General features: G+C 40.5%; 10 protein-coding genes. 2 read left to right on the forward strand and 8 right to left on the reverse strand.

The genetic code is table 11. From position 1 onward, the window contains the following. The first annotated feature begins 12 nt into the window (after positions 1 to 12). Positions 13 to 891, forward strand: a complete 879-nt coding sequence (locus tag VK159_RS18875) for an AraC family transcriptional regulator (protein ID WP_324231727.1) — start codon at positions 13 to 15, stop codon at positions 889 to 891. A gap of 1 nt (position 892) precedes the next feature. Here VK159_RS18875 and VK159_RS18880 read toward each other — a convergent pair whose 3' ends face one another. From VK159_RS18880 to rhaT, 8 genes are all read right to left on the reverse strand, one after another. Next, positions 893 to 2,812, reverse strand: a complete 1,920-nt coding sequence (locus VK159_RS18880; RefSeq protein ID WP_324231728.1) for a glycoside hydrolase family 97 protein — start codon at positions 2,810 to 2,812, stop codon at positions 893 to 895. A gap of 192 nt (positions 2,813 to 3,004) precedes the next feature. Continuing rightward, on the reverse strand, positions 3,005 to 3,586 hold the full coding sequence (locus tag VK159_RS18885) for a LutC/YkgG family protein (RefSeq protein WP_324231729.1): 582 nt from the start codon (positions 3,584 to 3,586) through the stop codon (positions 3,005 to 3,007). Further along, complete coding sequence (locus VK159_RS18890; RefSeq protein ID WP_324231730.1) at positions 3,583 to 4,959, reverse strand: lactate utilization protein B; 1,377 nt, start codon at positions 4,957 to 4,959, stop codon at positions 3,583 to 3,585. Before VK159_RS18890 ends, VK159_RS18885 begins: the two co-directional genes overlap by 4 nt. After that, positions 4,956 to 5,693 (reverse strand): (Fe-S)-binding protein, encoded by a 738-nt coding sequence (locus VK159_RS18895; protein WP_324231731.1) that lies wholly within the window; start codon positions 5,691 to 5,693, stop codon positions 4,956 to 4,958. The genes VK159_RS18890 and VK159_RS18895 overlap by 4 nt, the downstream gene beginning before the upstream one ends. Positions 5,694 to 5,808: 115 nt before the next feature. Continuing rightward, a complete protein-coding gene (locus VK159_RS18900; RefSeq protein WP_324231732.1) occupies positions 5,809 to 7,188 on the reverse strand; it encodes an FGGY-family carbohydrate kinase in 1,380 nt (459 codons plus the stop codon). Next, on the reverse strand, positions 7,188 to 8,462 hold the full coding sequence (locus tag VK159_RS18905; protein ID WP_324231733.1) for a sugar isomerase: 1,275 nt from the start codon (positions 8,460 to 8,462) through the stop codon (positions 7,188 to 7,190). Before VK159_RS18905 ends, VK159_RS18900 begins: the two co-directional genes overlap by 1 nt. 93 nt (positions 8,463 to 8,555) lie before the next feature. Further along, the gene (locus tag VK159_RS18910) at positions 8,556 to 10,676 is read right to left on the reverse strand and encodes a bifunctional aldolase/short-chain dehydrogenase (protein WP_324231734.1); all 2,121 of its coding nucleotides are present in this window, start codon (positions 10,674 to 10,676) and stop codon (positions 8,556 to 8,558) included. 21 nt (positions 10,677 to 10,697) lie between these two features. Continuing rightward, on the reverse strand, positions 10,698 to 11,789 hold the full coding sequence (gene rhaT / locus VK159_RS18915; protein WP_324231735.1) for an L-rhamnose/proton symporter RhaT: 1,092 nt from the start codon (positions 11,787 to 11,789) through the stop codon (positions 10,698 to 10,700). A 171-nt stretch (positions 11,790 to 11,960) separates the two neighbouring features. Here rhaT and VK159_RS18920 point away from each other — a divergent pair, with 171 nt between their 5' ends. Next, positions 11,961 to 12,989 carry a substrate-binding domain-containing protein gene (locus VK159_RS18920; RefSeq protein WP_324231736.1) on the forward strand — a complete coding sequence of 343 codons (1,029 nt, stop codon included), beginning with the start codon at positions 11,961 to 11,963 and terminating at the stop codon, positions 12,987 to 12,989. The last annotated feature ends 142 nt before the right edge of the window (positions 12,990 to 13,131 follow it).

A 13,131-nucleotide genomic window follows, 5' to 3' on the forward strand; every position in this document is an offset into this window, starting at 1 on the left:
TAAAATACTGTAATGAACCCGCATCTCCTGAAAGTAAGTACAGCACCGCATCAAAGTTTTAACATACGGCATGATGTGGTTCCGTATTTCTATAATCGCTGGCATTTTCATCCGGAAGTGGAGTTGCTGCATATCCAGAAAGGAACAGGCATTCAGTTCATCGGCGATTCAATACAACGCTTCAAAAAAGATGATGTGATATTGGTGGGTGCTAATCTCCCCCACCTCTGGCGATGTGATGATGCGTATTTTCAAAAAAGTAAAACCTTACTGGCACAATCAACTGTTGTGCATTTCAGGGAAGATTTCTGGGGTGAACGTTTTCTTGAATTGCCGGAAAATAAAAAGCTGAAACAGTTGCTGGGAAAAGCAAAGCGTGGCATCAGTATCACAGGCGCAACAAAACAGTTTGTCATAGCGCACCTTGAAAAAATGCTGCATGTAAAAGATACTGAACGTATCGTGTTGCTGTTGCAGATATTAACGAAGATCTCACAGAGTAAACAGCTGAAACAGATTTCATCGGCCGGGTTTACTACACAGGTTGAAGAAAAATCGACCGAACGTATCAATGCTATTTATGCATACACGTTAGCACATTTTAAAGAAAAGATCAGTCTGAAGAAGATTGCTGAAGTTTCGAACATCAGTTCCAATTCGTTTTGCCGTTATTTTAAAGTGCATACACGCAAAACATACAGCAACTTTCTGCACGAACTTCGTGTTGGGCATGCAAGTAAACTATTGATCGAAAACAAGCTGAGTATTTCGCAGATATGTTTTGAAAGCGGGTTCAACAACATTACTAACTTCTACAAAACGTTTAAACGTTTCACCGGCCAAACACCATTGGAATACCAGAAGCTGTATATGACAAATGAAGCAGCCTGATTTACTCAAGCACAATCACAAAGCCGCCGGCAGCCTGCATACTGATGTCGAGTTTTTTCTTTGCTGGAATGTTTTTTTCACTGAAGGATAAAGGCGTTTCACCATCTGTGATCAGGGTTCCTTTTTTACCAAATGCTGCGAGGTTAAGTGTGAGTTTTTTTTCAGTTTGCTCACCATTAATGCCTGCGATATACCATTTGTTTTTATACTTGCGTGCAACAACTACATACTTGCCGGGAAAGCCATCAATGAATTTTACCTCATCCCAGGTTGTTGGTAAGTCTTTTAAAAACTGCTGAATATTTGCAGGAATATGTTCCATGCCTTCAGGCGATTCAGCGAAGTGTTGAATGCCTGAAAGAAATAAAACCGAAGTCGCTAACTCAAAAGCTGAACTTGTTTTGCGTTTTACGTTTGTTTGAATCTTATAAAGATTCATCGGTGTAAAATCCATTGGGTCAAATGCATTGCGTGTAAACGGTAACATGGCACAATGTGTAGCTTCTTTATCGGCATCACCCTGGCCAAACGTGATCATTTCAAAACCACGTACCGCTTCTGTTGTCATCAGGTGCGGATAGGTTCTCGACCAGCCTCTGGGCAAAGTGGCACCATGAAAATTCACCAGCAGTTCATACTTCGCTGCATCTTTTAAGATATCGAGATAGTAAGCAATCACCGATTGACCATCGCCAGCAAAGAAATCGATCTTCACCCCTTTGATGCCCATATCTTTCAACCGTTGGAATTCTTTTGCACGACTTTCTGTTGTGAGTAGTAAATTCTTCGGTGTGTATTTTACCGTATTCCAATCGCCGGCAGAATTATACCAAAGCAACAAACCCACATTTTTGGTTTTTGCATAATCGGCCAGCTCTTTCATTTTTTCGTAACCAATTTTTGTATCCCACGCAGCATCAACAAGACAGTATTGCCAGTTCATCTTTGAAGCAAAGTCGATATACTTGATCTGTTCATCATACACAATAAAATCGTCTTTTGAATTGATCCAGCTCCACGATGACTTGCCGGGTATAACAAATGTTGTGTTCTTGATAGTTGATGGTTTTGCCAGATCAGTTCCTGCCGTTGATTCGATGATGGTTGCTAAACTTCCGATGGTGATAATGCGCCACGGCGAAACATAGGTTGATTGAAACGTTGGCAACAATCCTTTGCCGGTGATGATCTCACGTGGATCAGGATAACCAATGCTGTATTCTCCATCGGGAGATTCAGCTTTCAAACGTGTGGCACAATCATTTGCTTCTAAAGATGCTTCGGTAATCAATGCCCACACATTGTTTGCATGGAACAAAGCCGGATAAACCCAACCTGCTACCGATGGTGATTTCGTGCCAACAGGTACATCCTGCACATAATGCTCTTCATAGGCAGGGTTGGTTTGCTCCCATCCTGTTTTTGAAACCTGCATCGGTTGTAACCATGCTTTGGCTGTTGTTGGAAAATGAAAGGTTGTTAACTCATTTGTGATGTTATCGATAAAGTTGTTGCCTTCTTTGTATTGATAGCGAAAAGCCACTGCATCATCCGACACCTGGAAAATAATATCGAGAGCTTTGCCATTGTTGTTTTTAAATTGAACGGTGCGTTTATTGGCTTTGTAACTGCTTTGTTTTTTCTTACCATAGCTTAAATTGTACGTATCATTCACAACTTGCACCGGTGTTGCCCCTAAAAGATTATTGCCTTTTGAAAAATCAACAGTTGCTGTTTGTATACCGAGTGATGATGTACGCAATACTTCTGCATCGAGATAACGAACACTGTATTTAATGGCACCTTCACCGTTTACAGAAACCTGTACGGTTATTTTTTTATCGGGACTTGTAATACCAACCTGTGCAGAAAGACCTGTATGCAATGAAACAAGCAAAAGAAAAGCAATCAAAACACGCATGAACGAAGGATTAAAAGGTTAAAGCAAATATTGCCGAAAAGACAAGTGAGTACAAAGAAACAGAAAGAATAGTAGCAGAAAAAAATTAATACCCTAACGAATGTGTGTAATACAATAGAAACACTGATGAAACGGATTTGTACAGATGTTCTCTGATCTTATCCGCATTAATCAGTCTCATCCGTGACTCTATCAAATGATATACACGATCAGACTTCTTGCACCATGTGCACCAATCACCAAGGATTGTTCAATATCTGCAGTTTTGGAGGGGCCGGCCAGAAAAACACCAAAGCCTTCTTTGGCAGTTTCAATTTGCTGATAGGCATGGTGCATGGTTGGAACAATATTTTTTCTTTCAATTACAATGACCAGGTGTTGACAAATGAATGGCAACAAACGATTACCCATCTGGCTTTCGTATAACCAGATAGCACCGTTCTCCGCCACAGCAATGCTTCCTTCGAGGTAAGCTGTATCAACAGCAGCAAGATCAGTTGCAGTTAAGTGATCAAGCGAATTTTCTACATCACCCAACGCTGCAATTCTGTTTACCACAAAATCACCGTTGGCTTTCTTAGTCTGCAGTTCTGCTTTTAATGAGTTGATGTCTTGTAATTCAATTGTACCACCACCGATGCTTTGCAAAACGGTTTTGTATTGTTCTACAAGATCGCCGTATTGAATCACTGTTGCCAAATCAATTGCAGGCAGATCAACCAAGGTTGGTTTATTTGCACTAATAGCTTTTAATATTGTTTCTCTTGCGCTCATTGTTGTTTGTTCTTGATGTACCAATCACGGAAGCTTTCTTTTGGTGGCGCAGGCATTTCCCGTTGTTTGTACCAGGGATTGAGTTTGTTATTCAGCAACCATGGGAACATACGCATCATCGCTCTGCCGGCCTTACCTGCAAAACGATAAAGTCCCGGTCTTGCTAGAACAAAAGCCATTCCTTTCAAACCAACTTTCTTTGTTGTATCAACATAACCTTCTTCCACCAATACCTGTCTCCATTTCCAAAGTTGGTCATGAATATCAATTTTCACTGGGCATACATTGCTGCAACTGCCGCATAGTGTAGATGCAAATGGCAAGTCAGCGTTTGCACGCATATCAATATTAGGGTTGAGAATAGAACCGATGGGCCCCGCAACAGCAGTGTGATAACTATGTCCGCCGCTTCTTCTGTACACCGGACAAGTATTAAAACACGCCGCACATCGAATACACTTCAACGAGTTTCTGAAATCAGCACGACCTAATTGACGGCTTCTTCCATTATCAACAATTACAATATGCATATCCTGCCCTTCTCTTGGTTTATGAAAATGACTGGAATATGTGGTGATGGGTTGACCTGTTGCACTGCGTGCAAGCAAACGCAGAAAAACAGAGAGATGTTCTGCTTTCGGAATCATCTTTTCAAAACCCATACAGGCAATATGAATGTTGGCTGCATGGGCACCCATATCGGCATTGCCTTCATTGGTACAAACCACAATGCCACCTGTTTCTGCAACTGCAAAGTTTACACCGGTGATCGCCAATTCCGATTCAATAAACTTTTCACGCAAATGCTGCCTTGCAGCTTCCGTTAAATATTGCGGATCGTTATTTCCTTTTTCTGTATGTAGATGTTCATGAAACGTATCACTTACATCCTGCTTCTTTAAATGGATGGCAGGTAATACAATATGGCTCGGCGGTTCGTTACGGAACTGTACAATACGTTCACCTAAGTCGGTATCAACTGTTTCAATTCCTTTAGCATGTAAGAACTCGTTTAAACCACATTCTTCGGTTAACATACTCTTGCTCTTCACGATCTTTTTGATCCTGTGATGAGTAATGATGTCGTAGATTATGCGGTTGTGTTCTTCTCCATCAGCAGCCCAGTGTACAATAACTCCATTGTCCTGCGCCTTGCTTTCAAACTCTTTTAAATAATTATCGAGATTGGAAAGTGTATGATCTTTTATTTGTGATGCCCATTCTCTCAGCTTTTCCCATTCGGGCAAACCATGAGCTGCCTTATCTCTTTTCTGACGAACAAACCAAAGTGTTTCATCGTGCCAATCAGTTCTTGGCTCATCTTTAATAAACTGCTCGGCAGCTTCAGCATGGGAAAGTTTACTCGTACTCATGCGTTGCTGTTTAAAATTTCTGCAATATGGATCGTTTTCACGCTGCTGCCATTTCGCTTCAAGATACCTTCTAAATGCATCAGGCAACTTACGTCACCACCAGTAATGTATTCAACTTTGTTGGCAGAATGTTCAGTTATTCTGTCTTTTCCCATTTTCACACTCACCGCTTCTTCAAATACACAAAACGTTCCGCCAAAGCCACAACACTCATCGCTGCGAACAGGTAGTGAAAGTTCCAAACCTTTTACCATGCTTAACAATTGCTGTGGCTTGGAAAACGCCGGTAACATTCGTTCACTCATGGATGAAAGATGTAAACCACGCTGACCATGGCAGCTATTGTGTAACCCAACTTTATGTGAAAATGATGCGTTTAGTTTTTCAATTTTCAAAATGTCAACTAAAAACTCGGTGAGTTCGTATACATGTTTGCGGATATGTTCTGCTTCGCCGGGATGTTGCTCATCATGTAAGTGTTCTTTTAAATGCAACACACAACTGCCCGATGGCCCAACGATATAATCGAAGCCTCGGAAATTGGCAACAAAGTTTTTATCACAATTTTTGCTGAGGGCTGCAAACCCGCTGTTGGCCATTGGCTGTCCGCAGCATGTTTGATTGAGAGGAAAAGAAACGTTACATCCCAGTTTCTCTAAGAGTTGTAATGTGGCAATGCCTACCTGCGGATAAAACTGATCAATATAACAGGGAATAAATAATCCAACTTTCATGTGTACATTTTTATTGCCAATTGGCCACATATTATAACGCATTAAAAATTATCATCGCCGGTTAATGGAAAATTGCTCGATAATTTTTAATGGTTATTTCATACGCTTTTCCACTTCATCGTGTCTGTTGTTCGGAGTAATATTTTAATTTAATGATATCGGTTGGTAATACTTTTTTATTCCAATGTTCGTGCATCACCAATGCTGCTCCCAATGCCGAAGCCTGTGCTACTGATGCTGCATATACTTCAATTCCGGTAAACACATCCGCCATCATATGCATAAAGATGGGATTTTTTCCAAAACCACCATCAACAAAAATGCGTTTCACCTGAGTTCCTTTCAACACAAGATTGGTACTGTATAATTGTTGTGTAATAATATCGGCGATCAATTGATGATAAGCCCGCTCGTAATTTTTGAACTTCTTCAGATCACGTTTTGCAAAAACTGATTGCTGTATCATCACCTCATCAGCACCTTTTTTTGTGAATGCTTTACCCAACTCCAGTTGATCAATGATTGCCTGATCACACTCAACTGTTTTATAATGATCTTCCGGTAGTTTAAAAAATGCGGCCAACCGTTTTGTTTGTTGCTCATGTTCGTAACCTGCAAACAAACGGGATGCTTTCACCGGATTACCTTCGTAGGATAGATAACAGAGACAATCCTGGTGTAATTCAAGATCACTTAACTGTGAATGATTGAATGGATTTAATGTGATGCACCATGTTCCTGTTGATAACAGAATGAACGGCTCATGAAACGATGCGAGGTAAGGGATCAAAGCAGAAGAGCTATCGTGCAAACCTCCTCCCACCGGGATCTTTTTGTTTGTATAACCTGCTATAGCATTGCTTTTTAAAACAGGTGCAAATTTTTCAGCAACTCCTTCCTTCATAACCCAATCATGATACTGCTTTTCTTGGAAGTCCCAGAGATTTGTATGACAGCCGATACTTGTAATATCAGTATGCAACTTCCCGGAAAGAATAAAACATAAATACTGTGGCAAATGCAGTGCGTATTTGATTTCTGCAAACACTTCCGGCTTTTCATATTTCAACCGGTATAACTGCATGCCTGAATTAAGATTACCTAAAACAGGTGATGCGGTTTCTTTCGAAACACGACTTTCACCACCATAGTCTTTATAAAACTTTTTTTGTAATGCAGGATCGTAAGGCTTCAGGTAATTGTATAGAGGCGGAATAACCTTTAAGTCTTTATTGAGATATACAAAGCTTGCGCCATAGGCAGAAAAGTTAACCGCTTTAATTTGAAAGCGATCATCTTTCAGCAAAGTTTCAAATGAATCAGTTACCCATTGTGTAAGCAGTTCCACATCTTCACATGCAAAACCATCTTCATCTTTAGCTTCATTCAACTGCCTGCTTTCTTCATGAACAACTTTGTAATGTTCATCAAACAACAACAGTTTTTTGTTGGTTTTGCCAATGTCGAAAATTGCTATAACGGGAATCTTACTCATTACAATCCTGTTGCAACAGTCTTACTGCCTCTTTCTTTAATCAATTGCTCCCTCAGCTTCTGTTCACGGAAGAATTGCAACGGATACAATGCTGCTCCACTTCTCAATCTTGCTTCTGCAACCAATGCACGTAAATCTGTTCTGAATGTATGCTGCAAAACTTCCTGTGCAGCTACCACATCATTTGCTTCCTGTGCTGCATTTAATTTTTTGCGATCAACAGTCAATGCCTGTGCATAAGCGATCATGATGGCTTCTACAGATTGTAACAGATCTTCTAACGGATCTTTTACATTGTGGCTTGCATCGATCATCCAGCCGAGATCAGTTGTGTGGTCCATACCTCGTGCATCCATGCCTTCAACCAGTTCATTAAAAATTAAAAACAGTTGATAAGGTTTGATGCTGCCTACAGTCAGATCATCATCACCATATTTACTATCGTTGAAATGGAAACCGGCCAGCTTGCCTTCCATCAACAACAGTGCAACAATCTGTTCAATGTTTGCATTTGGTAAATGATGGCCAAGATCAACCAATGTATATGCTTTTGGACCAAGTTTGTTTGCATACAATAATGATTGTCCCCAATCGCCTACAGTCATTGAGTAGAAGTTTGGTTCAAATGCTTTGTATTCAACAAACACTTTCCAATCGGCAGGTAAAGCCGCATAGATTTCCTGCAGACTTTCCAAAGTATTCTGAAATGCTTTTCTGAAATTCAATTGACCGGGGAAGCAACTGCCATCGCTCAACCATACTGTTAATGCAGTTGAACCAAGTTCAACACCGTGTTTAATTACTTCGATGTTATGATCAACTGCTTGTTTGCGTACAGCCTTGTTTACATGTTGTAATGAACCGAATTTATAACTCAGTTCCTGGTCTTTCTGATCCTGGAAGGTGTTAGAGTTCACCGCATCGAACTTTAAACCCAACTGTGCAGCTGTGGCTTTAATGGACGCATAGTTCTCAGGAATATCCCAGGGAATGTGCAATGAAATTGCACCACTCGATTGGTTGAGTGCATGCAGTAAACCAACATCTTCTAATTTTTGTTCAAGATTACCGGGTTCGCCGGCACCTGCAAAACGGCCAAAGCGTGTACCGCCTGTGCCTAATGCCCAACTGGGAATTGCCACCTGGAAATCGATGAGCTTTTGCAGCACTTCTTCCACATTATTTATCTCTGAAGAAACGAAATCGAATTTGCGTTTGTGATCTGCTGCGTGTAATCCGTTAAACTCAGCGATCCTGTTTTTTTCTAACAACATAAAGCAAGTTTATATAACAAGTTACTCAAATTTAAAAATTGGGTCGATAGAGAACTATCAACCCTTTAACTACTATTGATTATGAGAAAATTTTTAACGTACAAATGCATTGGCAACACCGCCATCCACATTCAATACATTACCGGTTGATTTGTTCAATAAGCCTCCTGCAAATGCAAAGCAGGCATTTGCAATATCTTCCGGTAAAATTATTTCGTTTAATAATGTACGTCCGGCATAGTAAGCAGGTAATTCTTCAACTGTAATACCATAGGCTTTGGCACGACCTTCGGCCCAGCCACCACTCCAGATATTACTACCGGCAATAACAGCATCAGGATTCACCACATTCACTCTGATCTTATCTTTTCCTAATTCTGCTGCGTTCAATCTTGATAAATGCAATTGCGCTGCTTTGGCTGAACCATAACCAGCGTTATTGGGGCCACTTACCAGTGCATTCTTACTTACAATATTCAACACATCGCCGCCAAGCTCCTGTTTACGCATTACTTCAACTGCTTTTTGCGTTACCTGGAACTGACCTTTTACTAATACATCATATAAAAGATCCCAGTCTTTGTCGGTATGATCTTCAATTGATTTTGATATTGAAAGGCCGGCATTGTTTACAATAATATCAACACCGCCAAACGCAAGTGCTGATGTTGCAAGTGTAGATGCAATAGTTGCGGTATCAGTTACATCAAGAATATCCGCAGCCACCACATCTTTACCAAACTGCTTAACGAATTCTTCTTTTGCTTCGCTTAAGCGTTCAGGATTCATATCATTGAGAATAACGCATGCACCTTCTTCAGCAAAACGTTTTGCAATTGCTTTACCAATACCACCACCGCTTCCGGTAATGAGTGCAATTTTTCCACTCAATGCTTTGGGCTTAGGCATACGTTGAAGCTTTGCTTCTTCCAATAACCAGTATTCAATATTGAAAGCTTCCTGGCGTGGTAATGAAGTGTAAGAAGAAATAGCTTCAGCACCTTTCATTACATTGATCGCATTGATATAAAATTCTGCTGCTACCCTTGCAGTTTGTTTGTCTTTTGCAAACGTAAACATACCAACACCCGGATAGAGGATCACCACAGGATTGGGATCACGCATGGCAGGACTGTTTGGATGCTTGCAAGTGTTATAATATTCAGCATACATTGCACGGTATGCTTCAAACAACGGCTTTATTTTTTCTTTGATCTTTTTTACATCACTCAGATCTTCACCCGGTTCAAGATTTAATACAAGCGGAGATATTTTTGTGCGCAAAAAGTGATCGGGGCAACTTGTTCCCAATGGAGCCAACCGGTCAAGATCATTTGAGTTGATAAATTCCAATACACGTGCATCATCCGTAAAATGACCGATCATTTTTTGTTGTGATGAACAGAAACCTCTCAACACCGGTGCTAATGCAGCGGCTTGAGTTTTACGATCAGCATCGGGCAGCGAGTTGATCTTTGCACTTCCAAAAACTGCTTTTTGTTTGCTGATGTTATCCTGTAAATATTCTGCACAACGTTCAATTACTTCAAGTGTGTTGATGTATGATTCGTAAGCAGTATCGCCCCAGGTAAATAAACCATGTGAGCCGAGCATGATACCACGAATGCCGGGATTTTCATCCAGACATTGCTTTAACATCAACCCCAATTCAAAACCAGGCTTCTGCCATTTTACCCAACCAATTGTTCCGTTGAATAATTCTTTCGTGATCTTTTCTCCATCTTTTGCAGCTGCAATTGCAATGGCTGCATCAGGATGTAAGTGATCAATATGTTTGAATGGAAGAAAACCATGCAATGGCGTATCGATTGATGGAGCTTTTGAAGCAAGATCATAAATACAATGATTGAAGAGTTCAACCATTTCATCTTCATGCTCAATACCACGATAGATATTTTTTAAACTACGTAAACGATCAACATATAACGCAGCAAGTCCACTACTCTTCATGGTGCCAAGATCGCCACCACTACCCTTCACCCACATCACTTCCACTTCTTTTCCTGTAAGAGGATCTTTGGCCATTGCCTTGCACGAAGTGTTACCACCACCATAATTGGTTAATCGCAGATCGGCTCCCAATAAATTAGAACGATACACGAGTAATGCCACTTCATCACCGGCCAGCTCTGCTGCTTTTGCATCATCCCACAAATAACTTACGTGTTTGAAATCTTTTGTTGCTACTGACATATGCTTTCTTTTCAGTTAATATTAAACATGAAGGCTGTTACCATACCCTACCAGTAATACGGAGAGGATAATGATAATGATGCCTATAATAATTGTCGAAATTGTTTTTTTGCTTACGCCTTTCCACTCTTTTAAAATAAGCCCCCACATATTGGCAACCAGAATAATAAAGGCCATGTGTAAGATCCATGAGCTTGGGCCATTTCCTAATTTACTTTCACCCATGCCATAAAAGAAGAATTGCAGGAACCATGTTGTGCCTGCAAGAGCAGAGAACAGATAGTTCTTCAATAACGGAGCTTTCTTGTTTGTATAATCACCAAATGTTTTATTGCGTGCATTTAAGATCATACACCAGATGAAGTTGGTTGTTAAACCACCCCAAAGTAATACAACATAGATCACATTGTTGCGATAGAGGAATTCACCTTCACCGGGATTTGCTGCTTTCCATGTTTCGTTGGCAACAGTTGCCATTTCCTGCCCTGCTTCTAAACCAAAATTGAAACAGGCACTTAACACACCTGAAACGATGGCTACAAACATACCCAGGCCAAACTTGTATTCAACAGAAGTCTCTGCACCATGTGGATCGGTGGCGGCAGTTTTCAATTCTTTTTCCTTCATCATACCGGCCTTGCCGCTGATGATGATACCAATTACGCAAACGATCAAACCGGCAAGGATGGTGAGTCCCCATGTTGATCCTACCATGGCACTGAATGTATCTTTTCCCGGAAACGGGCTGAAATCGTAATAAATAGCGGGGATGATGGCACCAAAAACCATACACAACCCAAGAATAATGCTGCTACCCAGCGACACGCCAAGATAACGAACACCTAGTCCATAGGTTAAACCACCAATACCCCACAACACGCCAAAAATGAATGTGGCGAATAAGGCTGGCAGTGCCGCACCTTGAATAATTTCTGCAAAACCGGGAATGGTTAAATACGCAGCCACAGGTGGAACAATGAGCCATGAGAATAAACCACCAACAATCCAGTAGCTCTCCCAATGCCAACCTTTTACCTTTTTATAAGGAATATAAAAACTGCCTGATGCGAAACCGCCTATGAAATGAAAAATAACGCCGAGTAATACCTGCATTGTAATAGTTTATATAGCAAACATCTGAAGATAAAAGTAAAGCGGCTTGCGAGAAATCCCGTCATGTACTATCCTGAGCATCAATGAATAGGTTTAACTACCGTTTAATAGCAGCAGAACCATTAATTTTAGAGCACGATCATGCTTTCAACCCACCTGTAAAAACTAATTATGTCTGATAATATTTACCGCCATATTCTTATTGATGAACAGTCGATAACACCCAAATACGTACAGATCGTGAACTCTATTCTCAAGGCTGTTGAAATGGGTAATATCGGCAAAGATTACCTTCTGCCTTCTATCAATGATCTGAGTTTTGAATTGAGTATTGCACGTGATACGGCTGAGAAGGCTTACCGCCAGTTGAAGCAGTTAGGTGTAGTTGGTTCAGTACCGGGCAAAGGTTATTTTATTTCAAAGACCGACATCAGGCAAGACATCAGGGTGTTTCTACTTTTTAATAAACTGAGTGCACACAAAAAGATTATTTACGATTCGTTTGTGGCAACTCTGGGCGATCATGCAGCTATTGACTTCTATATTTATAACAATGATTACGGTTTATTTAAAAAGCTGATGCAAAGCCGTAAGAAAGGTTATACGCATTATGTCATCATCCCCCATTTCCTGGAAGGTGGTGAAACAGCCCATGAAGTGATCAATGAAATTGATGAAGGCTCATTAATTCTGCTTGATAAAATTATCCCCGGCATTAAAGGTGAATACGGTGCTGTGTATGAAAATTTTGAAAAAGATATTTTCGATGCACTAAAAGCAGCGCTGCCTCAGTTGAGTAATTACCAAACGTTGAAAATAGTATTTCCCTCCTACACTTATTTCCCGAACGAGATATTGGAAGGCTTTGAACGTTTTTGTACGGAGTATGCATTTGCTTATCGTGTTGTACATGAAATTGCTGCGGAGCCTATCCGCAAAGGTGAAGCATATATCAATTTGATGGAAGATGATCTCGTGGTATTGTTGGAGAAAATACAGGACACCAAACTGAAAGTGGGAAAAGATATTGGCATTATTTCTTACAACGAAACTCCCTGGAAACGTTTTATTCTCAATGGCATCACCACTATTTCAACTGATTTTAAAAAGATGGGTGAAATGGCAGCGCAGGCGGTGTTGAGTAATGAACGTAAACACGTGGAGGTGCCGTTTTCGTTGACGTTGAGGGATTCGTTGTAAAAGAAAAAGCTTCACTTTTCAGTGAAGCTTTTTAGTTAGTCGGGACGACTAGATTCGAACTGCTCCCAAAATATGATGATAATCAATTCCCTATAAAGCGTTTCAAAAAGTGCTCACCGAATTGCTCACTGGTTTATTATGA

The organism is Lacibacter sp., from assembly GCF_035299325.1.
In the GTDB taxonomy this organism is placed as follows: Bacteria; Bacteroidota; Bacteroidia; order Chitinophagales; family Chitinophagaceae; genus Lacibacter.